The sequence below is a fragment of the Massilia arenae genome, assembly GCF_008014745.1.
Taxonomy (GTDB): Bacteria; Pseudomonadota; Gammaproteobacteria; order Burkholderiales; family Burkholderiaceae_D; genus Telluria; species Telluria arenae.
On sequence record NZ_VPFD01000013.1, the window covers coordinates 132,671 to 155,615 of the forward strand.

General features: G+C 67.2%; 18 protein-coding genes. 11 read left to right on the forward strand and 7 right to left on the reverse strand.

Translation table 11 applies throughout. From position 1 onward, the window contains the following. Positions 1–20 precede the first annotated feature (20 nt). Genes FVD38_RS13100 through FVD38_RS13125 form a run of 6 tightly spaced genes read left to right on the forward strand, consistent with a single transcriptional unit; the run spans position 21 to position 7,900 of the window. Positions 21–905, forward strand: a complete 885-nt coding sequence (locus FVD38_RS13100; RefSeq protein WP_147935206.1) for an XrtA system polysaccharide deacetylase — start codon at positions 21–23, stop codon at positions 903–905. Next, positions 902–1,999 (forward strand): FemAB family XrtA/PEP-CTERM system-associated protein, encoded by a 1,098-nt coding sequence (locus FVD38_RS13105; RefSeq protein ID WP_147935207.1) that lies wholly within the window; start codon positions 902–904, stop codon positions 1,997–1,999. The genes FVD38_RS13100 and FVD38_RS13105 overlap by 4 nt, the downstream gene beginning before the upstream one ends. Positions 2,000–2,003: 4 nt before the next feature. Then, positions 2,004–3,197: a TIGR03087 family PEP-CTERM/XrtA system glycosyltransferase gene (locus FVD38_RS13110; RefSeq protein ID WP_147935208.1), complete on the forward strand. Its 1,194-nt coding sequence runs from the start codon at positions 2,004–2,006 to the stop codon at positions 3,195–3,197. Further along, the gene (xrtA, locus tag FVD38_RS13115; protein WP_147935209.1) at positions 3,188–4,771 is read left to right on the forward strand and encodes an exosortase A; all 1,584 of its coding nucleotides are present in this window, start codon (positions 3,188–3,190) and stop codon (positions 4,769–4,771) included. Before FVD38_RS13110 ends, xrtA begins: the two co-directional genes overlap by 10 nt. Positions 4,772–4,782: 11 nt before the next feature. Continuing rightward, entirely contained in the window at positions 4,783–5,967 is a 1,185-nt protein-coding gene (locus FVD38_RS13120; RefSeq protein ID WP_147935210.1) for a TIGR03088 family PEP-CTERM/XrtA system glycosyltransferase, read from the forward strand. Between the two features lie 22 nt (positions 5,968–5,989). Further along, the gene (locus FVD38_RS13125) at positions 5,990–7,900 is read left to right on the forward strand and encodes an XrtA/PEP-CTERM system amidotransferase (protein WP_147935211.1); all 1,911 of its coding nucleotides are present in this window, start codon (positions 5,990–5,992) and stop codon (positions 7,898–7,900) included. A 46-nt stretch (positions 7,901–7,946) separates the two neighbouring features. Here FVD38_RS13125 and FVD38_RS13130 read toward each other — a convergent pair whose 3' ends face one another. From FVD38_RS13130 to FVD38_RS13145, 4 genes are all read right to left on the reverse strand, one after another. After that, positions 7,947–9,026 (reverse strand): acyltransferase family protein, encoded by a 1,080-nt coding sequence (locus tag FVD38_RS13130; RefSeq protein WP_147935212.1) that lies wholly within the window; start codon positions 9,024–9,026, stop codon positions 7,947–7,949. Between the two features lie 154 nt (positions 9,027–9,180). Continuing rightward, a complete protein-coding gene (locus FVD38_RS13135) occupies positions 9,181–10,086 on the reverse strand; it encodes a hypothetical protein (RefSeq protein ID WP_147935213.1) in 906 nt (301 codons plus the stop codon). Between the two features lie 13 nt (positions 10,087–10,099). After that, positions 10,100–11,095, reverse strand: a complete 996-nt coding sequence (locus FVD38_RS13140) for an NAD-dependent epimerase/dehydratase family protein (protein WP_147935214.1) — start codon at positions 11,093–11,095, stop codon at positions 10,100–10,102. Further along, positions 11,095–12,459 (reverse strand): UDP-glucose dehydrogenase family protein, encoded by a 1,365-nt coding sequence (locus tag FVD38_RS13145; RefSeq protein ID WP_147935215.1) that lies wholly within the window; start codon positions 12,457–12,459, stop codon positions 11,095–11,097. The genes FVD38_RS13140 and FVD38_RS13145 overlap by 1 nt, the downstream gene beginning before the upstream one ends. A gap of 279 nt (positions 12,460–12,738) precedes the next feature. Here FVD38_RS13145 and FVD38_RS13150 point away from each other — a divergent pair, with 279 nt between their 5' ends. From FVD38_RS13150 to FVD38_RS13160, 3 genes are read left to right on the forward strand one after another with little or no spacing between them, the layout of a single operon-like run. Then, positions 12,739–13,923, forward strand: a complete 1,185-nt coding sequence (locus FVD38_RS13150; RefSeq protein WP_147935216.1) for a glycosyltransferase family 4 protein — start codon at positions 12,739–12,741, stop codon at positions 13,921–13,923. After that, positions 13,920–15,077 (forward strand): glycosyltransferase family 4 protein, encoded by a 1,158-nt coding sequence (locus tag FVD38_RS13155; RefSeq protein ID WP_147935217.1) that lies wholly within the window; start codon positions 13,920–13,922, stop codon positions 15,075–15,077. Before FVD38_RS13150 ends, FVD38_RS13155 begins: the two co-directional genes overlap by 4 nt. Beyond that, entirely contained in the window at positions 15,070–16,425 is a 1,356-nt protein-coding gene (locus FVD38_RS13160; RefSeq protein WP_147935218.1) for a putative O-glycosylation ligase, exosortase A system-associated, read from the forward strand. The genes FVD38_RS13155 and FVD38_RS13160 overlap by 8 nt, the downstream gene beginning before the upstream one ends. A gap of 16 nt (positions 16,426–16,441) precedes the next feature. Here FVD38_RS13160 and FVD38_RS13165 read toward each other — a convergent pair whose 3' ends face one another. Together FVD38_RS13165 and FVD38_RS13170 are read right to left on the reverse strand one after the other, a co-directional pair. Beyond that, positions 16,442–17,689: a pyridoxal-dependent decarboxylase, exosortase A system-associated gene (locus FVD38_RS13165; RefSeq protein WP_147935219.1), complete on the reverse strand. Its 1,248-nt coding sequence runs from the start codon at positions 17,687–17,689 to the stop codon at positions 16,442–16,444. 32 nt (positions 17,690–17,721) lie between these two features. Next, positions 17,722–19,296: an acyl-CoA ligase (AMP-forming), exosortase A system-associated gene (locus FVD38_RS13170; protein WP_147935220.1), complete on the reverse strand. Its 1,575-nt coding sequence runs from the start codon at positions 19,294–19,296 to the stop codon at positions 17,722–17,724. Positions 19,297–19,458: 162 nt separating this feature from the next. Here FVD38_RS13170 and FVD38_RS13175 point away from each other — a divergent pair, with 162 nt between their 5' ends. Both FVD38_RS13175 and FVD38_RS13180 read left to right on the forward strand, forming a co-directional pair. Next, a complete protein-coding gene (locus FVD38_RS13175) occupies positions 19,459–20,679 on the forward strand; it encodes an aminotransferase class I/II-fold pyridoxal phosphate-dependent enzyme (protein WP_147935221.1) in 1,221 nt (406 codons plus the stop codon). Next, on the forward strand, positions 20,676–21,686 hold the full coding sequence (locus tag FVD38_RS13180) for a GNAT family N-acetyltransferase (protein WP_147935222.1): 1,011 nt from the start codon (positions 20,676–20,678) through the stop codon (positions 21,684–21,686). Before FVD38_RS13175 ends, FVD38_RS13180 begins: the two co-directional genes overlap by 4 nt. A gap of 31 nt (positions 21,687–21,717) precedes the next feature. Here FVD38_RS13180 and FVD38_RS13185 read toward each other — a convergent pair whose 3' ends face one another. Next, positions 21,718–22,770 carry a polysaccharide deacetylase family protein gene (locus FVD38_RS13185; RefSeq protein ID WP_147935223.1) on the reverse strand — a complete coding sequence of 351 codons (1,053 nt, stop codon included), beginning with the start codon at positions 22,768–22,770 and terminating at the stop codon, positions 21,718–21,720. Between the last annotated feature and the right edge of the window lie 175 nt (positions 22,771–22,945).

Consider the following 22,945-nt stretch of genomic DNA (forward strand, 5'->3'; position numbering starts at 1 on the left):
CTTTCAGGAATGGACTTGGCATGAAAATGACCGCTCCCGCCGCCCGCCCGCGTCCCGCGCCGGGCGAGAAGATCCGCAATGCGATGACCTGCGACGTCGAGGATTACTTCCAGGTCTCGGCCTTCGCCCCCTACATCGACCGCGCCAGCTGGCCGACCCGCGAATGCCGGGTCGAGGCCAATATGGAACGCATCCTGGCGCTGTACGAGCGCCATGGCGTGCGCGCGACCTTCTTCACCCTGGGCTGGATCGCCGAGCGCTATCCCGCCATGGTGCGCCGCATCGTCGATGCCGGCCACGAACTGGCCAGCCACGGCTATGGCCACCTGCGCGCCTCGGACCAGAGCCGCGCCGAATTCGACAACGATATCCGCTCATCCAAGGCGCTGCTGGAAGACATCGGGGGCCAGGCGGTGGTGGGTTACCGCGCCCCGAGCTTCTCGATCGGCCACGCCAACCTGTGGGCGCTGGACGCGCTGCACGAAGCCGGCTACCAGTACAGCTCGAGCATCTACCCGATCGCCCACGACCACTACGGCATGCCGGACGCGCCGCGCTTCGCCTTCTACCCGAACGGCCCGGACGGGCTGCTCGAAGTGCCGATCACCACGGTCAAGATGGCGGGCCGCAACCTGCCGGCCGGCGGCGGCGGCTACTTCCGCCTGCTGCCCTACGCGCTGTCGCGCTGGATGATGGAAAAGGTCAACCGCGAGGACGGCGAACCGGCCCTGTTCTACTTCCACCCGTGGGAAGTCGATCCCGGCCAGCCGCGTCCCGAAGGCCTGGGCGCCAAGGCGCGCTTCCGCCACTACGTCAATATCGACCGCATGGAGCGCCGCCTGGAACAGCTGGCGCGCGACTTCAAGTGGGACCGCATGGACCGCATCTTCCTGGACAAGCCATGAACTCGATCATCGAAGCGGCGCAGGCCAAGCGCGCCATGCCCCCAGCCGCCGTCGACGCCCAGACCCTGCGCCTGATGCAGCCGCAGGATTGCGCCCGCTGGGACGCTTTCGTGCGCGCCTGCCCCAACGCCACCTTCTTCCACCTGTCGGGCTGGCAGAAGGTCATCGAGCAGTCGTTCGGCATCAAGACCTGGTTCTACTTCGTGGAGCAGGACGGCCAGATCCAGGGCGTGCTGCCGCTGGCCGAGATCAAGAGCCGCCTGTTCGGCCACTCGCTGGGCGCAATGCCGTTCTGCGTGTACGGCGGCGTGGCCGCGGTCAACGACGGCGCGCGCCTGCTGCTCGACGAGGCGGCCGACCAGCTCGCGAAAAAGCTCGGCGTGGGCCACCTGGAATACCGCGGCATGCACCGCGCCCATCCGGGCGACGCCTCCTGGCATACCAAGGAACTGTACGTCACCTTCCGCAAGGAGATCACGGGCGACGACGAGACCAATCTGAACGCCATCCCGCGCAAGCAGCGCGCCATGGTGCGCAAGGGGATCAAGCTCAACCTGAAAGGCGTGGTCGAGGACAACGTCGACCGCATGTTCGAGGCCTACGCCACCAGCGTGCTGCGCCTGGGTACACCGGTATTCCCGAAAAAATACTTCGCCCTGCTGCAGCAGACCTTCGGCGACGAGTGCGAGGTGCGCACCATCCTCACCGAAGACGAGCGCCTGGTCGGCTCGGTGCTATCGTTCTACTGGCGCGACGAAGTCGTGCCCTATTACGGCGGCGGCACCGACCTGGCGCGCAGCGTGGCCGGCAACGACTTCATGTACTGGAACCTGATGCAGGCCGCCGCCGCGCGCGGCTGCCGCATCTTCGATTTCGGCCGCAGCAAGCTCGGTACCGGCGCCTACGACTTCAAGAAGAACTGGGGCTTCGTGGCCGAGCCGCTGCCTTATGAATACAAGCTGTACGCATCGACCCAGCTGCCGGACAACAACCCGCTGAATCCGAAATACCAGCTGTTCATCAAGATGTGGAAGAAGCTGCCGCTGCCGGTGGCGAACTTCCTCGGTCCCTACATCGTGCGCAACCTGGGGTAATGCCGTGCAAGACCTGCTGTTGCTGATCCATCGCATCCCCTACCCGCCCAACAAGGGCGACAAGATCCGCTCGTACAACCTGCTCAAGCACCTGGCGCGCGACTACCGGGTGCACCTGGCCACCTTCGTGGACGACGCCGACGACTGGCAGCACGTGCCCAAGGTCGAGGCGATGTGCGCGAGCAGCCATTTCGCGGCCCTGAATCCCCTGCTGGCGCGCGTGCGCAGCCTGGGCGCGCTGGTGAAGAACCGCTCGCTGTCGCTGGACTACTACCAGGATGCGAACATGGCGCGCTGGGTCGAGCAGACCGTGGCGGCGCACAAGATCAAGCGCGTGATGGTGTTTTCCTCGCCGATGGCGCAATACGTCGACCACCATCGCGATGCGCGCCGCGTGATCGACTTCTGCGACGTCGACTCGGACAAGTGGCGACAATACGCCGACAAGAAGTCCTGGCCCATGAGCTGGCTGTACCGCCACGAGGCGCGCCAGCTGCTGCGCTACGAGCGCCAGGTGGCCAGCCAGTACGACGCTTCGCTGTTCGTGTCCGCACCCGAGGCCGACCTGTTCCGCCAGCTGGCGCCCGAGAGCGTGGCGCGCATCGGCCACTTCAGCAACGGCGTCGACACCGAGTATTTTTCGCCCGACCACGACTTCGGCAGCCCGTTCGCGCCAGGCGAGCGCGCGCTGGTGTTCACCGGCGCGATGGACTACTGGCCGAATGTCGACGCGGTGCAGTGGTTTGCCGACGAAGTGTTCCCGGCCCTCGCCGCGCAAGACCCGGCGCTGCGCTTCTACATCGTCGGCTCGCGCCCGAACCCGCAGGTCCAGGCCCTGGGCCAGCTGCCCGGCGTGACCGTGACCGGCACCGTGCCCGACGTGCGTCCCTACATCCGCCACGCCACGCTGGCGGTGGCGCCGCTGCGCATCGCGCGCGGCATCCAGAACAAGGTGCTCGAGGCGATGGCCATGGGCACGCCGACCGTGGTGTCGCCGCAGGCGCTGGAAGGCATCGACGCGGTGCCGGACCAGGAGCTGGCGGTGGCCGACGGCGCCCCGGCCTGGATCGACACGCTGAACGGGCTCCTGGCCCGCGACAACCAGGACATGGGCCGCGCCGCACGCGCGCGGGTCGAACATCATTACAGCTGGCCGAGCAACCTGGCCTGCATCGAGGAGCGACTGGAATGCTCGTGAACCCACCCAATGACCTGGCCGCCGCCGCACCGGGCGCCGCCACGACGCCGCTGGCCCCCTCGAGCGCGATGCTGACCGCGTTCGCGCTGCTGGCGCCGTTCTTCCTCTACCTCGGCACCTCCCAGTCGCTGGTGGCGATCTGGAACAGTTCCGAGACCTTCGCCCACGGCTACGCCATCCTGCCGATCAGCCTGTGGCTGATCTGGCGCCGGCGCGCGGTGTTCAACGCGGTGCCGGCACGGCCCTGGGCCCCGGCCCTGCTGCTGCTGGCGGTGCTGGGCGCAGGCTGGCTGCTGGCGCGCATGGGCGAGGTGCAGGTGGTGATGCAGTACGCCTTCGTGTCGATGTTCCCGGTGATCGCGCTGGCCATGCTGGGCCCGCGCCTGGCGGGCGCACTGGCTTTTCCCCTTCTTTTCCTGCTGCTGGCCGTGCCCTTCGGCGAAGTCTTCGTCGGTCCGCTGATCAACCTCACCGCCGACTTCACCGTGTGGGCGGTGCAGGCCACCGGCATTCCGGTGCTGCGCAACGGCACCCGCTTCGAGCTGCCCACCGGTTCCTGGTCGGTGGTCGAAGCCTGTAGCGGCGTGCGCTACCTGATTTCCTCGTTCACCCTGGGTTGCCTGTACGCCTACCTGACCTACCGCTCCACCACCAAACGCCTGCTGTTCGTGGCGGTGTCGATCGTGGTGCCGATCGTCGCCAACGGCCTGCGCGCCTACATGATCGTGATGATCGGCCACCTGTCCGGCATGGAGCTGGCCACCGGCGTCGACCACCTGATCTATGGGTGGGTGTTCTTCGGCCTGGTGATGCTGCTGATGTTCTGGATCGGCAGCTTCTGGCGCGACGACGACGAGCCTGCGCCTGCCGATGCGGCCACACCGATGGCCACGCTGGCCGCCATCCCGGGCAACCCGGCGCCCGCATCGACGGCCCGCATGGCGGCGATGTGCGCCGCCGTGGTCGCGCTGGCCGCCCTGTGGCCCGGCTTCGCGCGCTACAACGACGCCGCCAACCTCAATCCGCAACCGGTCCAGCTGTCCACGGTGGCGGTGGGCTGGCCGCAGGTGGCGCCGTTCGCCAGCTGGACCCCGCGCTGGGTCAACCCGGACGCGACCTACCGCGCCACCTTCCGCAACAGCGAAAGCATGCCGCCGGTCGCGCTCGACATCATGTACTACCGCAACCAGCGCAACGGCAAGGCCCTGATCAGCTCCGTCAACACCCTGGCCACTTCGGACGACGCCTGGCATGCCGTCGGCGGCGCAATGCGCAGCGAGACCCTGGGCGGCCAGCCGCTGACGCTGCGCGAGACGCGCCTGAACGGCCCGACCGGCCAGATCCTGGTGTGGCAGTGGATGTCGATCGACGGCCACCTGACGGCCAACAACTACGTCGGCAAGCTGCTGCAGGCCCAGGCCAAGCTGCGCTTCCATGGCGACGACGGCGCCGTGGTGCTGTTGTCGGCGCCGGTGCGCGACAATCCGGAAGCCGCGCGCGCCGCCCTGCGCGCCTTCCTGGCGGGCCAGGGCCAGGCGGTCGAGCGCGCGCTGGACCATGCGCGCACCCATTGACGGTCACGACCATGCATAGCGAGCTGTCGGTCCTGAATGCCCAGCGCCCCCTGGTCGTGCACCTGGTCTACTCGCTCGACGTGGGCGGGCTGGAGACGCTGCTGGTCGACTGCATCAACCGCCTGCCGCCAGAAAAATACCGGCATGCGGTGGTCTGCCTGACGCGTTATTCGGAGTTCGCCCAGCGCATCACCCAGCCCGGGGTCGAGCTGTTCGCCCTGAACAAGCCGCCCGGGAACGGCGCGCAAGTGCACGTCGACTTCTGGAAGCTGATGCGGCGCCTGCGCCCGGCCATCCTGCACACCTACAATCTGGCGGCGATGGAGTTCTGCTTCACCGCGGCGCTGGCCGGGGTGCCGGTGCGGATCCATGCCGAGCATGGCCGCGATGCATCCGACCCGCATGGCCTGAACAAGAAACACAACTTCCTGCGCCGCCGCCTGGCCCCCTTCATCGACCGCTATATCCCGGTGTCCGATGACCTGCAGCGCTGGCTGGCCGACGTGGTCCGGATCCCGGCCACGAAGAACCACCCGATCAAGAACGGCGTCGATACCGGGCGTTTCAAGCCGCGTGCGGATGCGCTCACTGCCGCGCCCTGGGGTCCGGACGATATCGTGATCGGCGCCGTGGCGCGGGTGCAGGACGTCAAGAACCACCGCAGCCTCATGGCTGCCTTCGCCCTGCTGCGAGAACGCCTGCCCGCCCTGCGCGCGCGCCTGAAACTCACCATCGTCGGCGACGGCCCGCTACTGGGCGCGATCCGCGAGCAGGTGGCAGAGGCCCGCCTGCAGGACGCGGTCTGGCTGCCCGGCGCGCGCGCCGACGTGGCCGATCTGCTGCACGGCTTCGACGTGTTCGCCCTGCCCTCGCTGGCCGAGGGCACGCCGGTCTCGCTGCTGGAGGCGATGGCTTGCGGCTTGCCGTCGGTATGCTCGAACGTCGGTGGCATTCCGGAAGTGGTTGCCGACGGCGTGCACGGCCTGCTGGTGCCGGTCGAGGTAGACGCCTTGGCCACGGCGTTGGCGCGCTACGTGCAGGACCCGGCGCTGATGGCACGCCATGGCGCCGCCGCGCGTGCGCGCATCGAAGAAAAATACAGCATGGACGCCATGCTGCGCGCCTATATGGCGCTGTACGACGGCCTGCTCGCGCGCAAGGCGCCGGCCCGGCTGCATCAACCCTTGAATACCTAAACAACGCAGGAAGTGAACGAGCATGTGCGGAATCGTCGGCATTTTTGATACCCAGGGAACTCGCGAGATCGACCGCGCGGCGCTGGGCCGCATGAACGAGAGCCAGCACCACCGCGGCCCGGACGAAGGCGAGCTGTATCTGGAAACGGCGCTCGGCATGGGCCACCGCCGGCTGTCGGTGATCGACCTGACCAGCGGCCAGCAACCGATCCGCAACGCCGCCGGCGACGTGGTGATGGTGTTCAACGGCGAGATCTATAACTACCGCGAGCTGCGCGACGAGCTGGTCGCGCTCGGCTTCGCCTTCCGCACCAAGTCGGACACCGAGGTGCTGCTGCACGCCTACCAGGCCTGGGGCCAGGACTGCCTGCAGCGCCTGCGCGGCATGTTCGCCTTCGCCATCTGGGACCGGAAAAAACAGACGCTGTTCCTGGCGCGCGACCACCTGGGCGTCAAGCCGATGTTCTACGCGCTGCTGCCGAACGGCCTGTTCGTGTTCGGCTCCGAGCTGAAATCGATCATGACCCACCCCGAACTGTCGCGCAAGCTCAACCCGCGCGCGGTCGAGGATTACTTCGCCTTCGGCTACGTGCCGGAACCGCACACGATCTTCCACGGCGCCTTCAAGCTGGCGCCGGGCCACCGCATCACGCTGCGTGCAGGCGACATGCGCGTAGGCGACAGCGAGGTGAAACCCGAGCAGTATTGGGACATCCCGTTCCAGCGCGCGCCGCAGCGCCCGATGCAGGAAATCGAGCAGGAACTGACGGCGCGCCTGCAGGAATGCGTGCAGAGCCAGATGGTGGCCGACGTGCCGCTGGGCGCCTTCCTGTCGGGCGGCGTCGATTCGAGCGCGGTGGTGGCGATGATGGCGCAGCAGAATCCCGATTCGGTAGTCACCTGCTCGATCGGCTTTGACGACCCCGAATACGACGAATCGAAGTATGCCAACGAAGTCGCCACGCGCTACCGCACCACCCACCACGCCCAGATCGTGGACAAGGACGACTACGGCCTGATCGACACCCTGGGCCGGCTGTACGACGAACCCTTCGCCGACAGTTCGGCGATCCCGACCTACCGCGTATGCCAGCTGGCGCGCAAGCACGTCACGGTGTCGCTGTCGGGCGACGGCGGCGACGAGAGTTTCGCCGGCTACCGGCGCTACCGCTTCGCGATGGCCGAGCAGCGCGTGCGCGACAAGGTGCCCGCCGGCCTGCGCAAGCCCGTGTTCGGCACGCTGGGCCGGCTGTATCCGAAGGCCGACTGGGCGCCGCGCATGTTCCGCGCCAAGACCACCTTCGAGGCGCTGGCGCGCGACACCGTGGAGGGTTACTTCCATGGCGTCTCGAAGATGCCGGACCGGGTGCGTTCGCAGCTGTTCTCGGATTCATTCAAGCGCGAGCTGCAGGGCTACAGCGCGATCGAGGTATTCCGGCGCCATGCGGCCGCCGCGCCGACCGACGATCCGCTGTCGCTGATCCAGTACCTCGACTTCAAGACCTGGCTGCCGGGCGACATCCTGACCAAGGTCGACCGCGCCAGCATGGCGCACTCGCTCGAGGTGCGGGTGCCGCTGCTGGACCATACCTTCGTCGAATGGGCCTCGACCCTGCCGCCCGATATCAAGCTGGGCGGCGGCGAAGGCAAATACATCTTCAAGAAGTCGCTCGAGCCGTTCCTGTCGCACGACGTGCTGTATCGCTCCAAGAAGGGCTTCTCGATTCCGCTGGCGGCCTGGCTGCGCGGACCGCTGCGCGACAAGCTGCGCGCGGCGGCGCTGTCGCCGCTGCTGCTCGATACCGGCATCTTCAACGAGCACTGCCTGCGCGAGATGGTGGAACAACATATCGCAGGAACCAGCGACCACAGCGCCGCGCTGTGGTCGGTGCTGATGTTCGAGACCTTCCTGCGCGTCAGCGCCAACGCCTAGCCAGGCCTCCTGCGACGCCGGACGCGCTTCACGCTCGGGCCGACGCTCAGCCTGGAGGAGCGGTCGGATGCGCCAGCGTATCGGCCCTCGGCGCGGGCGGGCCCGGGCGCTCGCTTGCGCGCCCGCCTATGGCGACAGAAAAACCTCGCGGCATCAGGTAGGCCAGCATCTTGTAGATCTGGATGAGCAGCGCGATGATCAGGACCGGCCCGCCATAGATGAATACGGCTTTGGGCACGACGTCGTCGACCTGCAGATACATGCGGCGAACGAGTTCGATGAGCGGCATATGGCCCAGGAAGATAAAGAAACTGAACTTGCTCTTCGATGCTGCCCAGTTCCCGAATCCGGTGTCCTGCAATAGCGAGGCCATTGGCCACACAAGCAGCGGTGCGGCGAGATAGATTGCCGTGCGATTCTCGACCCTGAAATAGATCAGCGCTGCGCAAAGCAGCAGCAGCGCCACGCAGCAGTGCACGGCGAATCGGTCATAACGTTTGACATCCCAACGGCCAATCGCCGCCATCCCGCCGATATAGAACGTTACTGCCATCGAGTTGCGAAGAATCAGCTGGCGATCGAGATTGAGCAGGAAGAAGCCGCTCACCAGTACCAGGCCGAACAGCGGCGCGCGGCGCAGCAGCAGCCCGAAGAGCGGCGCCAGGAGTACGAGCACGAACAGCTCACGCAGGAAGTGCAAGGGGACGTTCAACGGCTTCTTGTCGACTGCAAAAAGCATGTTTACGACCCGCATCGGCTCGGCGTTCAGAATCGACGTCACGGCGACAAGTCCCGTCACGTACTCGAGACAAGCGAGAATCGCGACGTAGCAGACATTAAAAATAAGGAAGGGGATGAGCAGCGTCCGCGCTTTTTTCTTGTAGAGCTTGGCGGGCGCCTGATCGAGGTTTGCCGAGAACAGCAGATACGCCGAAATCATCGTCAGGACTGGAACGCAAATGCGCCCGATCTGACCCTGCGTAAATGCACGGACGACCTCGAAGTGGCTGGAAAAATCCAGCGTTGCGATCGGCCCTGGTTCAGCGATGTGCAGGAAGACGACCACCGCGATCAAGATAAATCGCAACATCGAAATTCGACGTGCTACATCCTGTTCAAGTTTCATTTGCGGCAGCCATTGTTGTATTAAAAATACAATAATATCAGCAAGAATGGCAGCCTGTTGTTGTATTTATTTCCTTGTTCAGGTACACACTACGGGTACTGACAGGCATCTACCGCCGCCTTCAGCTGGCAGGCGGCAGAGGCGGCTCGCACGGTCAATGCGCTGGCCCGGACGAGCGTCCGATCACGCGTGCAAATTTGGCCAGATACCATTTGGCGATCGAGACATAACGCTTGTACGTCTGGCGCAGCCAGGCCTTGGGTGGCTTGATCGGATGCCACAGCATGTCCTTCTGGCGTCCGGCGCGTAGTCGGATGTTCATGGTGCCGAAGCTGCCGCTTTTCTCGAAACCGTCATTGGCCAGGCCGTGGTAGCGCTTGTTGCGGTCTGCTTCGGCCACGAATTCGCCGGCGCCCCCGAAGTCGACCACCGTCATGCCGCCATGCTTGAGGATCGTGGCCCAGGCATTCTCGCTGTGTGCACACCAGCCCGCTCGATAATAGCGGTCGATCATGTCGAGCGCGGCGCCGCTGATACGGTAGAAGGTGAGGAACACCAGCCAGCTGTTGGCCGGGGTAACGGCGGGATCGGACGCGCGCAGCATGGAAGCATATGTCCAGGCCGCGTAACCGCGGGCCAGATGGGCCGCCAGTAGATCCCCGGTCCGCCGTTCCAGGCCCGCGAACAGGGAATGGATCTCGCCCGAATACTCGACGTCATCCTCGACCACCCAGTACTGTTCGTACTGCGGCTGCTGGCGCCGGAACAGCAGCGGCGGCAGGTCACAATTGCCGGGAATGAGCTTGAACGGCCGCGCCGCGCCCTTGAGCGGATATCCAAGGGACTCCATCGCATCCGGGCCGTACACATGATGTTCGATCTCGATGCCGTCCAGCACCACACGCCGCACCCCGCTCTGCGCCCCCGGCATGTACGAGATCGCGGCAAAGCGGCAATGCGGCCCCAGCTTCAAGAAGGCTGCACGAAACCGTAGCAGACGCCTCTTGACCGCTACCGGGTCGGTGGTCTGGAACAGCAGGATTTGCGGCATGTCGGTCATTGCATCGTCCGTCCTACCCACGCTTGAGAGCCCAGTCGCGATACCACTCCCAGAACCTGGCCAGGCCGGTGGCAAGCGGGGTGGTCGGCGCGAAGCCGACCCAGGCCTTGAGCTTGTCGATCGAGGCATGGGTGGCCGGCACGTCGCCCGGCTGCATCGGCAGGAATTCCTTGCGCGCCTCGATGCCCATCGCGCCTTCCAGGGTCTGGATGAAGTCCAGCACCCGTACCGGATTGTGATTGCCGATGTTGAACACGGTGTGCGCCGCCGCGGTGGCGGTGGCAGGCGTCGGCTTGAACAGCAGCCGCACCACGCCTTCGACGATGTCGTCGATGTAGGTGAAGTCGCGCGTCAGCAGGCCTTCGGCGAACACCGGGATGGTGGCGCCGCACGCCATCTTCTCGGCGAAACTGAAATAGGCCATGTCGGGCCGGCCCCATGGACCGTAGATCGTGAAGAAGCGCAGGCCGGTGGCGGGCAGCTGGAACAGGTGGCTGTACGAGTGCGCCATCAGTTCGTTCGACTTCTTGGTAGCGGCGTACAGCGAGACCGGCGCGTCGACCTGGTCGCCCTCGCTGAACGGCACCTTGGCGTTGGCGCCGTACACGCTGCTGCTGCTGGCGTACAGCAGATGTTCGATCCTGCCGTGGCGGCAGGCTTCGAGGATGTTGCCGAAAGCGACCAGGTTCGACTGCACATAGGCGGCCGGGTTCTCGAGCGAATAGCGCACCCCGGCCTGGGCCGCCAGGTGCACTACCAGGGCCGGCCGCTCGCGCTCGAACAACGCCGTCACCTGGGCCGCGTCCGACAGTTCGACCGTATGGCAGGCGACGCCGGCCGGGGCCAGCAGGGCAGCCACCCGGTCGTGCTTCAGGCGCGGATCGTAGTAGTCGTTGAAGTTGTCGCAACCGACCACCTGGTGGCCCATCGCCGCCAGGCGCGCGGCCACGAAGCTGCCGACGAAGCCGGCGGCGCCCGTGACCAGGATGCGCTGGGTACCAGTGATCATCAGGCGGCTTTCCGGCTGATGCGGCCGATGCCTTCGTAGCTCAGGCCCGCGGCGGCCACTTCGGCCGGGTCATAGATGTTGCGGCCGTCGAAGATGGCCTTGCCGCGCAGGGTCTGGGCCAGGTGGCGGAAGTCCGGCGCGCGGAATTCCTTCCATTCGGTGACCAGGACCAGCACATCGGCATTGTCGACCGCCGCGGTGGCCGAGCTGCAGATGGTCAGCATCTCTTCGACGTGCACGGCGCCATGATCGCGTTCCAGCACGCGCAGCGCTTCACTGCTGGCCACCGGATCGTAGGCGCGCACGCGGCAGCCGGCGGCGAACAGTTCCTTCAGCAGGATCAGGCTCGGGGCCTCGCGCATGTCATCGGTGTTCGGCTTGAACGACAGGCCCCACAGGGCGATCGTCTTGTCCTTCAGTTGCTCCACGCCGCCGTAGAAACGGCACAGTTTCTTGAACAGGACATTCTTCTGGTTGTCGTTGACGCGCTCGGTCGCTTCCAGGATATGCAGGGTCTGCTCGTGGGCAGCGCCGGTCTTGACCAGGGCCTTGACGTCCTTCGGGAAGCAGGAACCGCCATAGCCCATGCCGGCGTACAGGAACTGGGAGCCGATGCGCGGATCCAGGCCCATGCCGTGGCGCACCGATTCGATATCGGCGCCGAGCAGCTCGGCCAGGTTGGCCAGCTCGTTCATGAAGCTGATGCGGGTGGCCAGCATGGCGTTGGCCGCGTACTTGGTCAGCTCGGCGCTCCGCACGTCCATCTCGACCAGTTTTTCATGGTTGCGGCTGAATGGCGCGTACAGCTGGCGCATCAGGCGGGTGGCGTTGGCATCATCGCTGCCGACCACGATGCGGTCCGGACGCATGAAGTCCTCGATCGCCGCGCCTTCCTTCAGGAATTCGGGATTGCTGACCACCGAGAAGGCGACCTTGCTGCCGCGCTTGTCGAGCTCGCCCTGGATGGCGGCGCGCACCTTGTCGGCGGTGCCGACCGGGACGGTCGACTTGTCGACCACCACCACCGGCTGCTCGATCCGCTGGCCGATCGAGCGGGCCGCGGCCAGGATGTGGGTCAGGTCGGCGCTGCCGTCTTCGTCAGGCGGGGTGCCGACCGCCAGGAACACGCATTCCGCGTGCGCGATGGCTTCGTCGTAACTGGTGGAGAACAGCAGGCGGCCGGCGGCGGCATTGCGCTCGACCATGGTGTCCAGGCCCGGCTCATGGATCGGGATGACGCCATTCTTGAGCATGGAAATTTTTTCGTCATTGACGTCCAGGCACAATACCGTATTGCCGACGTCGGCGAAGCAGGCGCCCGAAACCAGGCCGACATAACCGGTGCCGATGATAGTAATCTTCATAGTTTATCTTGGAAGAGGAGGTAACAGAGAAGGAAGAACCGGGCGGACCGCACGGCGAACTAGGGCTATTTTTCCACAGAAATTGAGAAACTTGCCACACGTTAAACAAATGCAGACTAGCACTTGAATTATAGTATCATGGTTGTCAAAAGTTTACGTCTTTTACGTCAATCGTGCTGCCGTCTGGAAAAAAATTTCGCATAATCACGATATTGCATTTTTAGAAAATGATTCCAGGCCCCAGGCCCGCCCCGGTGCCCGACCCGTGACCAGCACACCATGAAGCTACTTACTTTCAGTACCCTGTACCCGAACGCCGAACAGCCCAACCACGGCATTTTCGTGGAGACCCGGCTGCGCTACCTGGTCGCCAGCGGCAAGGTCACGTCGCGCGTGGTCGCGCCGGTTCCGTGGTTCCCGCTCAAGGGCGAGCGCTTCGGCCACTACGGCACCCTGGCCAAGGTGCCGCGCCGCGAGACCCGCAACGGCCTGCAGGTCTCCCATCCACGCTACCTGGTGGTCCCGAAGGTGGGCATGAACTACACGCCCTGGACGCTGGCGCGCGCGGCGCGCAAGGACATCGGCCGCATCCTCGACGAGGGCTACGACTTCGACGCCATCGACGCCCACTATTTCTATCCGGACGGGGTCGCCGCCGTCATGCTCGGCAAGTATTTCAACAAGCCGGTCGTGGTCACGGCACGCGGCACCGACATCAACCTGATCCCGCGATTCGAACGTCCGCGCCGGCTGATCCTGGAGGCGGCGCGCGAGGCCGACGGCATCATCACCGTGTGCAAGGCGCTGAAGGATGAAATGGTGCAGCTGGGGGTGGCGCCGGACAACATCACGCCGCTGCGCAATGGCGTCGACCTCGAACGCTTCCAGCCAATCGACCGCACCGCCGCGCGCGCCGCCGTGGGCCTGGTGCCGGGCCGGTTCACGCTGCTCTCGGTCGGCCTGCTCGACCCGCGCAAGGCGCACGACCTGATCATCCGCGCCCTGCCCCGGCTGCCGGACGTCGACCTCCTGATCGCCGGCATCGGCCCGGAACGGAAGAACCTGGAACAGCTGGCGCGCGAGCTTGGCGTCCAGGACCGCGTGACGCTGCTGGGCGCCGTGCCGCAGACCGAACTGAAGAACTACTATAATGCCGCCGACGCACTGGTGCTGGCGTCCAGCCGCGAAGGCTGGGCCAACGTACTGCTCGAGGCCATGGCCTGCGGCACCCCGGTGGTGGCCAGCAACGTATGGGGCACGCCGGAAGTCGTCGCCGCCCCGGAAGCCGGCGTGCTGATGCCCGAACGGACGCCGGACGGCCTGGTGCGCGCGCTCGGCCAGCTGCGCGCCGACTATCCCGAGCACACCGCCACCCGCCGCTATGCCGAGAACTTCGGCTGGCAACCCACCACCCAGGGCCAGATCGACCTGTTCCAATCCATCATGGCGAGAAAAGCCGCGTGAAAATCCTTTACCACCACCGCACCCGTTCCAAGGACGGCCAGTACGTCCACATCGAGGAAATGATCCGCGCCCTGCGCGCGCAGGGACACGAGGTCGTGATCGTGGCGCCGCCCAGCGCCGAGACCGAGTCGTTCGGCTCGGATGCGGGCCCGGTCGCCTGGCTCAAGCGCCACCTGCCGAAAACCTTCTACGAAGTGATGGAACTGGCCTATTCGCTGGTCGCCTACCGGCGCCTGGCGAAGGCGGTCCGGCAGCATCGTCCGGACGTGCTGTACGAGCGCTACAACCTGTTCCTGCCGTCCGGGGTGTGGGTGGCGCGCAAGTTCGGGCTGCCGATGCTGCTCGAAGTGAACGCGCCGATCCTGGAAGAGCGCGCGCGTTACGATGGCCTGGCCCTGACGAAGCTGGCGCGCTGGTCGCAGGCCTATGCCTGGCGCAATGCCGACATGGTGCTGCCGGTGACGCGCGTGCTGGGTGACATCGTCCAGTCCTATGGCGTGCCGCCCGAGCGCATCGAGGTGATCCCGAACGGAATCGACCCGGAGCGCTTCGCCGGCGCCCCCGACGCGATGGCCGCCAAGCGCGCCCTCGGCCTGGAGGAATACCTGGTGCTCGGCTTCACCGGTTTCGTGCGCGACTGGCATGGCCTGGACAAGGTGATCGACCTGATCGCCCAGGACCCGCCGGAATCGCGCCGCCACCTGCTGGTCGTGGGCGACGGCCCGGCGCGCGCCGACCTCGAACGGCAGGCGCGCGCGCTCGGCATCGAGCACCGGGTCAAGTTCACCGGCATCGTCGGACGCGACGACGTGGCGCGCCATGTGGCCGCCTTCGACATCGCGCTGCAGCCGGCCGTGGTCAAGTATGCCTCGCCGCTCAAGCTGTTCGAATACCTGGTGCTGGGCAAGGCCATCGTCGGCCCGGACCAGCCGAACATCCGCGAAATCCTCACCCCCGACCACGACGCCGTGCTGTTCGACCCCACGGTCCCGGGCGGCCTGGCCGGCGCGGTCAAGCGCCTGTGCGACGACGTCGCGCTGCGTAACAAGGTGGCGGCCAACGCGCGCGCCGCCATCGAGGAACAGCAACTGACCTGGGGCGCCAACGCGCGCCGCGCGGTGGCGCTATTCGAAAGGCTGCTCAAACGTGCGTGACCTGATCCTGCTGCTCGCCCTGGTGGCGATCATCCCGTTCATCTTCAAGCGTCCGGTGGTGGGCGCCCTGGCCTATTGCGTGGTCAGCCTGATGAATCCCCACCGCCTCACCTACGGCTTTGCGCAGACTTTCCCGTTCGCGATGATCTTGTGCGTCGTGACCCTGGTCGCCTTCGTGTTGTCGCGCGAACAGAGGAAGCTGCCGTCCTCGCCCGCGGTCTGGATGCTGCTGATCTTTTTTGCATGGACGACGCTCTGCACCGTCTTCGCCCAGATGCCCAAGGCGGCCTGGAGCGACTGGGACCGCTTCAGCAAGATCATCCTGATGGTGATCGTCACCATCATGACGGTGCGTACCCGCAAGGATGTTCAGGCCCTGGCATTCGTGGTGGCGATGTCGCTTGGTTTCTGGGGCTTCAAGAGCGGCCTGTTCGTCATCTTCAGCGGCGGCGGCGAGGGGATGTTCGGTCCGCGCAAGAGCTTCATCAGCGACAACAACACGCTGGCGCTGGCGCTGGTGACGGCCACGCCGCTGCTGGTCTATCTGATCACCCGGGCAGACACCAAGTGGCTCAAGCGGGGCGCGATCGCCATCGCCGCCCTGACCGTGCTGGGCGCCATCGGCTCGTACTCGCGCGGCGCCATGCTGGGCGCCTTCATGATGGGATTCTTCCTGTGGCTCAAGTCGCCCTACAAGGCCAAGCTCGGCCTCGTGCTCGTGCTGATCGTGCCGCTTGTGCTGCTGGCGATGCCCGAACAATGGATGGGACGGATGCAAACCATCCAGACCTACCAGGAAGACGCATCGGCCACGGGCCGCATCAATTCCTGGATGTTCGCGATCAACATCGCCGACGAATTCTTGCTGGGCGGCGGCCCCAATGTGTTCTCGCCCTATATGTTCATGCTGTATGCGCCGGAACCGGACCGCTACTACGACGCCCACAGCATCTACTTCCAGATCCTGGGCGAACAGGGCTACATCGGCCTGGTCATCTTCCTGCTCATGTTCCTGGTCGCCTGGCGCACCGGCGCGCGCGTGATCCGCTTCTGCCGCGACAAGGAAGACCTGGGCTGGGCCCTGATGCTGGCCCGCATGTGCCACGTCAGCATGATCGGCTACCTGACTGCCGGCGCCTTCCTGACCCTGGCCTACTATGACCTGATCTACTACGTGATCGCGATCCTGATCACGCTCGACAAGGTGCTGATCCGCGCGCCCCAGAAGGACGACATCCCTCCGCTGCGCCATCCGCTGCTGGACCGTCTGGCGCAGCGCTTCCTGGGCCGGCCGCCGCCGGCGGCGCAGGATGGGACGCAGGCGGGCAAGGCCGGCGCTGCGCCGTAACCTTGCGCGCTGAACCTCAGACCAGCACTTCCAGCGCCGGCGGATGCCCCAGGAACATCGCCGGGCTGGCGCTGGCGCCATAGGCGCCGGACTGGAACACCACCACCAGGTCGCCGACGCGGGCGTGGGCCAGCGGCATGCGCTCGGCCAGGATGTCGAGCGGGGTGCACAGCGGGCCGGTGGCCGACGCCGGGCCGCTGTCCGGCGCGTCGCCGCCGGCGTTCATGCGGTTGCCGACCGCCACCGGATAATTCTTGCGGATCACCTGGCCCAGGTTGCCGGAAGCCGCCAGGTGGTGATGCATGCCGCCGTCCAGCGCCAGGAATACCTCGCCGCGCGAGACCTTGCGGTCGATCACGCGCGCCACGTACACGCCGGCTTCACCGACCAGGTAGCGTCCCAGTTCCAGCGCCAGCCGCGCCTGCGGCAGCGCCGCGGCCAGGCGCGGCAGCCATGCGGCCAGGTGTTCTCCCATCGGCGCCGGATCGAGGCGCACCTCGCCCGGAAAGTAAGGGATGCCGAGGCCGCCGCCGATGTTCAGCTGGCGCAGCGCCAGCGGGCTGTCGCCTGCCAGCCGCATGGCCAGTTCGATACTGCGCGACTGGGCCTCGACGATGGCGTCCAGGCGCAGGCTCTGCGAGCCGCTGAAGATGTGGAAACCCTGGAAATCCAGGCCCAGGCTGGCCACCTGGCGCAGCACGGCAGGCGCCAGTTCCTCGTCGATGCCGAACGGCTTGGCGCCGCCGCCCATCTTCATCCCCGACGATTTCAGTTCGAAGGCCGGGTTGATGCGCAGCGCCACGCGCGGCGTGATGCCGAGTGCGTCGCCGATGCGCGCGGCGCGCGCCAGTTCGTGCTCGGACTCGATGTTCAGGCACACGCCGGCGGCGATCGCCTGGCGCAGTTCGGCATCCGTCTTCGCCGGGCCGGCGAAGCTGATGTGGGCCGGGTCCTTGCCGGTGTCGAGCGCGGTCTTCAACTCTCCGCTGGAGGCGACGTCGAGGCCATCGACCAGGCCGGCCATGTGCTGCACCAGGGCCGGCATCGGATTGGCCTTGATCGAATAGTGCAGCGCCACCTGCGGCGGCAGGATCGCGCGCAGGCCCGCGACCTGCGCGCTGCAGACGGCGCGGTCGAGCGCGAAGAACGGCGTGCGGCCGACGCGCTCGGCCAGCCGGGTGAGCGGGATGCCGCCGACTTGCAGGACGTCGTCGACCACCGGGAAATGAATCTGGGGAGCGTGCTGGGGCTTGGTGCCGGTCATGGGGTATGCCTGGAAAGCGATGAAGCCGGCCCTTAGCGGCCGGGCTGGAAGGTCGTGCGCAGCAGGTTGCGGTCGATCTTGCCGTTCGGGTTGCGCGGCAGCGCCTCGTCGCGCAGGACGATGTGGGCCGGGATCATGTAGGCCGGCAGCCGGCGCCGGCATTCGGCCAGCAGGGCCGCGCGGTCGACCGCGCCAAGGTCAGCCACCGCCACGGCGACAATGGCCTGGCCCAGCGTCTCATCCGCGATGCCGAACGCCGCCACCTCGCTCACCAGGCCGCTCGCATGCAGGACGCTCTCGATCTCGGTCGGGCTGATGCGGTACCCCGAAACCTTGATCATCTCGTCGCTGCGGCCGATGAAATACAGATAGCCGTCGGCGTCGCGGCGCACGGTGTCGCCCGACCATACGGCCAGTTCGGGCAGCGGCAGGGCCGGATCCTGGCCCGGCGCCGGGCGGAAACGCTGGGCGGTGCGCGCCGCATCGTTCCAGTAGCCCAGCGCCACCAGGGCGCCGCGATGCACCAGTTCGCCCGGCTCGTCGGCCTCGCACGGGCTGCCGTCGGGACGCACCACCAGCACCTCGGCGTTCGGGATCGCGCGCCCGATCGAGTCCGGACGGCGCGCCAGTTCGGCCGGCGGCAGCCAGGTCGAGCGGAACGCCTCGGTCAGGCCATACATCAGGAAGACCTCGGCGCGCGGCAGCGCTTGCTGCAACGCCCTGACCGTCACCACCGGCATGGCGCCGCCGGAATTGGTGATGAAGCGCAGCGTGCAGTCGGCCGGCCACTCCAGGCGCGACAGCGCGATCCACAGCGGCGGCACCGCGGCCAGGCCGGTGATGCGTTCGGCGCGCACGGCGGCCACGATGTCCTTCGGGAACAGGTAATTCATGAGGACCACGCTGGCTCCGCGCAGGAAGGCGGTGGTCAGCTGGCTCAAGCCATAGTCGAAGCTCAGCGGCAGCACCGCCAGCAGCCGGTCGTCCGCGCGCATGCCGAGATAGCCGGCCACGCTGGCCGCGCCGGCGACCATGTTCCGGTGCGACAACACCACGCCCTTCGGCGCGCCGGTGCTGCCCGAGGTGTACAGGATGGCCGCCATGTCGGTGTCGATACGGCGATGCGGCGCCGGGGCGCCGGCGGCATGGATGTCCATGTCGCGCCAGTGCAGCACCTGCAGCGCGCCGGGAGCGTCCGGCGCCAGCGCCTGGCCTTCGGTCAGCAGCAGCGCGCGCAGGCCGGGGCAGCCGGCCAGGCTGCCTGCCAGCTGGGCCTGGCGCTCGGGGGTCGTCACCAGCAGGCGTACGTTGCAGTCGGCCAGGATGTAGGCCACCTGTTCCGGTTTCAGCAGCGGATTGACCGGCACGAAGACGCAACCGGCAGCGGCAGCGCCGAACATGGCGACCACGTTCTCGATGCGCTTTTCCATGTATACCGCCACACGTTCGCCGGGCCGCAGGCCGCGCGCCAGGAACAGGGCCGCGGCGGCCCTCACGCTGGCCGCCAGCGCGGCATAGGTGCAGCGCTCGGCGCCATAGGCCAGCGCCGGGGCGTCGGGAGTGCGCGCCGCGCTGTCGAAAATGCTGTCGTGGATCAGGTGGTTCATCGCGTTCAGGGTCTCGGTGGCCGCCACACGGGCGAAGGGCGCGGCGCATCCGCCATCTTACCAGTTCGGGCCGGACCGCAAGCCGCCTGCATGCAATGTCGACATCGTCGGCAAGGGCGCGCGGTGCACGGGATCGGTGCGTCCCCATGTTATATTTAAATCATGCCGAGAATAAACAACAGCACCTTGCCACGCCGCGCCATCCCTTCCGTGCCGGTGCTTTCGCTGGGCGCCTTCGGCAGCCGCCGGGCCGGTCTGCCGGCGCTTGACGACGCCCCCGCGGTGCAGCTGGTGACGAGCGGCCGGATCGCGATCGGCATGGCGCTGCGCGCGCTCGGCGTGGGCCCTGGCGACACGGTGCTGGTGCCGGCCTACCACAGCCCGTCGATGATCCCGCCGGTGCACTGGTGCGGCGCCGAAGTCGTGTTCTACCGGGTCCACCCCGACACCACGGTCGACCTGGACGACGTGCGGCGCAAGATGGCGCCCGGCGTGAGGGCCGTGATGGCCACCCACTTCTTCGGCTTTCCCCAGGACCTGCGCGCCCTACGCGCGCTGTGCGACGCCCACCACGCCGGGCTGGTCGAGGATTGCGCGCACTGCTTCTTCGGCGAGCACGAAGGCGTGGCGGTCGGCGCCAGCGGCGACTATGCGATCGGCAGCAGCATGAAATTCTTCCCGATCTTCGAAGGCGGGTGCCTGGTCTCGCACCGGCATCGGCTGCCGGACCGGCTGGCCGGCGCCGGCGCCGGCTTCGAAGCCAAGGCTGCACTCGGCGCGCTCGAGGCCAGCTTCGGCCAGGGCCGCCTGCCGGCGCTGCGCCTGGCCGCCGCGCTGCCGCTGCACCTCAAGACCGTCCTGTGGAGCCGGATCAAGGCGCGCGCGGCCGGCGCCACGGTCGCCACGGCGGCGCCGGCGCTGGCTCCTTCCTCGTCCGACAGCAGTTTCTCCTTCGACTCTCACTGGGTCGACCGCCGCTCGTCGTGGTTCTCGCGCCGCGTCCTGCGCGGCGCCGACCGCGCCCGCATCGTCGAGCGACGGCGCCGCCACTACCTCGAACTGGAACGCGCACTGGAAGGCGCGCCCGGCTGGCAGCCGCTGTTCGCGGCGCTGCCGCAAGGCGCCTGCCCCTGGGTCTTCCCGCTGCTGGCCGAGCGCCCGGCCGCGCTGCATGAACGCCTGCGCGCGGCCGGCGTCCCGATGGTGCGCTTCGGCGCCAGCCTGTGGCCGGGGGTCGACGCCGCCACCTGCGCCAACAGCGTGGCGCTGGGCCGGCGCCTGTTCGGCCTGCCCGTACACCAGGAACTGTCGCCATCCGAGCGCACCTGGCTGGCGGCCAGCGTGCGCGCCGCACTGGCGGCATCGATGGCGGCGCCGGCATGAACTGGCGCGTGGTCCCGGCGGCAGAGTTCCTGGCGCAGCCCGAGCTCCAGGAGCGCTGGCGCAGCCTGCACCGCGCCAGCGCCGGCTCGCCGCTGCTGGCGCCCGAGTTCGCGGCCGCCACGCTGGCGGTATTCGGCAACGGCGACCAGCAGCTGGCCTGGCGCGAGGTGGACGGCCAGACCGACGTCATGGCGGTCCTGACGCCGTCGCGCCTGGGCGCCTGGAACACCTTCCAGCCCTCGCAGGCACCGGTCGGGCTGTGGCTGCAGCGCGACGCGCGACCGCGCAGCGCGAGCCTGCCGGCCCTGTTGCGGGCCCTGCCCGGCCCCGCCCTGATGCTCGGACTGACCCAGTGCGACCCGATGCTGATGGAGCGCCCGGCCGACGGCGGCGTCACGCGCACCATGGACTATATCGACACCGCCCGCGTCACCTTGCCGGCCAGCTTCGAGGCCTACTGGGAAGGACGCGGCAAGAATCTGCGCACCAACCTGCGCAAGCAGCGCAAGCGCCTGCAGGACGATGGCGTGGCGACCCGCCTGCAGGCCAGCCGGGCGGCGCACGAGATGGCGGCCGCGGTGCAGGACTATGGCCGGCTGGAGGGCGCCGGCTGGAAGGCCAGGGACGGCACCGCGGTGGCCGGCGACAACGCCCAGGGCCGCTTCTACCGCACGCTGCTGGAATCCTTCGCCGCCATGGACGCGGCTTGCGTGTACCGCTACTTCATCGGCGACCGGCTGGCGGCGATGGACCTGTGTATCGAAGGCGGCGACTGCATCGTCGTGCTCAAGACCGCGTACGACGAGAGCTTCGGCAAGGTCCTGTCGCCGGCGCTGCTGATGCGCGAGGAAGCCACGCGCGCGATCATCGAAGCGGGACGCTTCGCGCGCATCGAGTTCTACGGCCGGGTGATGGAATGGCATTTGCGCTGGACCGACGAGGTCCGGGTCATGTACCACCTGAACGCCTACCGCTGGCCCTGGATCGGGCGGCTGCACGGGCGCTGACGCCGCCGGCGCGGTCGCGCCGGGATGGGCCTCAACCCTGGCTGAGCTGCAGTTCGTCCGTGGCCTGTCCGTCCGCCGATGGCGCACCGAGTGCCGCCGGCAGCGCCGACATGCTCATGAACTGGCCGCCGATCTCGTCGCGGAACCAGGCGCAGTAGTCGTGGATGGCGGCCACCAGCCGTTCGCGGTCGGCCGCGTCGCGCACGTAGGGCGTATGGCCCGGCACCAGCGAAGGGCTGTGATAGGTCAGCGAGAATACCTCGCAGCCGTTGGCGCGCAGGGCGCGGGTCAGGCGCCGCATCTCGGCGCCGGTGGCAACCTCGGGGCTGAGACGGATGCGTTCCAGCGCGCCGCTGCGCGCCAGCACGCCACCCATGCGCAGCGCGCGTCCCAGTGGCGACCGGGCCAGTTCGAACAACCGTGGTCCCATGCCGCGCAGCCAGCCGGCGTAGCCGGTGGTCACCGGCAGCTCGAGCAGGCGCCGGCCTCCCGCCTCGAACCAGTAAGGGTGTTCGTCGAAGGCGCGAAAATCGGGCGCGCCGACGTCCTCGAAGCGAGTATAGGGCACGACGCTGGCGTCGATCTCGTAGCCCAGGGCCGCCACCGCCTCGGCGCTATGCGGACCCAGGCCATAGCGCCCGGCCTTGAAGGCGGTGGGCGCGCGGTCGAAGGCGTCGCCGATGGCCGTGGTCAGCATGCGCAGCTTGGCCAGCTCCAGTTCGCGCGGCAGGTTGCCGGCATACGAATTGAAGCGGGTTACCTGTTCTTCGTACGGCGGCGAGACCCAGGGATGGAGCTGGGTGCCGATCTCGCAACGGCCCTCGCGCATCAGGCGGCGCAAGGTGGCTGCGGCGCCCGCCTCGGTGGCGACTGGCCAGTCGACCATATAGGACGGCACGATGCCGAAACGGTCGAACACGCGTTCGTGCATCAGGGGCTGGGCGGCGACCGAGGTGGTGCCGGTATTGGCGCGGTCGAAAGGCTTGTCCCAGGCGAACTCTTCTTCGGTATCGACGATGACGATCAGGATCGGAGGGCGCCCCGCCGGCAACCGGGCCGTTACATGATTGGTTGTGCTTAGCATTGCATCAATTTCCACGAAGCCTGGCGCGCCCACAGGCGCAGCAAAAGGGCTGGCACGATGTCCTTTGGTAACGGTCAATGGCCGCACGGCACCACGAGCGATGTCGTCAGCTACTGATGTTGTCATCCTAGCATATAAAGATTTATCGGATGACAACCTCGCTTTGTGTGTGGTG

Excerpts from the sequence above, each read along its gene's own strand:
- FVD38_RS13140 (WP_147935214.1), bottom strand. The coding sequence starts at position 11,095 with ATGATCACTGGTACCCAGCGCATCCTGGTCACGGGCGCCGCCGGCTTC.
- FVD38_RS13135 (WP_147935213.1), bottom strand. The coding sequence starts at position 10,086 with ATGACCGACATGCCGCAAATCCTGCTGTTCCAGACCACCGACCCGGTA.
- FVD38_RS13105 (WP_147935207.1), top strand. The coding sequence starts at position 902 with ATGAACTCGATCATCGAAGCGGCGCAGGCCAAGCGCGCCATGCCCCCA.
- FVD38_RS13100 (WP_147935206.1), top strand. The coding sequence starts at position 21 with ATGAAAATGACCGCTCCCGCCGCCCGCCCGCGTCCCGCGCCGGGCGAG.
- xrtA (WP_147935209.1), top strand. The coding sequence starts at position 3,188 with ATGCTCGTGAACCCACCCAATGACCTGGCCGCCGCCGCACCGGGCGCC.
- FVD38_RS13150 (WP_147935216.1), top strand. The coding sequence starts at position 12,739 with ATGAAGCTACTTACTTTCAGTACCCTGTACCCGAACGCCGAACAGCCC.
- FVD38_RS13130 (WP_147935212.1), bottom strand. The coding sequence starts at position 9,026 with ATGAAACTTGAACAGGATGTAGCACGTCGAATTTCGATGTTGCGATTT.
- FVD38_RS13185 (WP_147935223.1), bottom strand. The coding sequence starts at position 22,770 with ATGCTAAGCACAACCAATCATGTAACGGCCCGGTTGCCGGCGGGGCGC.
- FVD38_RS13125 (WP_147935211.1), top strand. The coding sequence starts at position 5,990 with ATGTGCGGAATCGTCGGCATTTTTGATACCCAGGGAACTCGCGAGATC.
- FVD38_RS13120 (WP_147935210.1), top strand. The coding sequence starts at position 4,783 with ATGCATAGCGAGCTGTCGGTCCTGAATGCCCAGCGCCCCCTGGTCGTG.
- FVD38_RS13170 (WP_147935220.1), bottom strand. The coding sequence starts at position 19,296 with ATGAACCACCTGATCCACGACAGCATTTTCGACAGCGCGGCGCGCACT.
- FVD38_RS13180 (WP_147935222.1), top strand. The coding sequence starts at position 20,676 with ATGAACTGGCGCGTGGTCCCGGCGGCAGAGTTCCTGGCGCAGCCCGAG.
- FVD38_RS13145 (WP_147935215.1), bottom strand. The coding sequence starts at position 12,459 with ATGAAGATTACTATCATCGGCACCGGTTATGTCGGCCTGGTTTCGGGC.
- FVD38_RS13175 (WP_147935221.1), top strand. The coding sequence starts at position 19,459 with ATGCCGAGAATAAACAACAGCACCTTGCCACGCCGCGCCATCCCTTCC.
- FVD38_RS13165 (WP_147935219.1), bottom strand. The coding sequence starts at position 17,689 with ATGACCGGCACCAAGCCCCAGCACGCTCCCCAGATTCATTTCCCGGTG.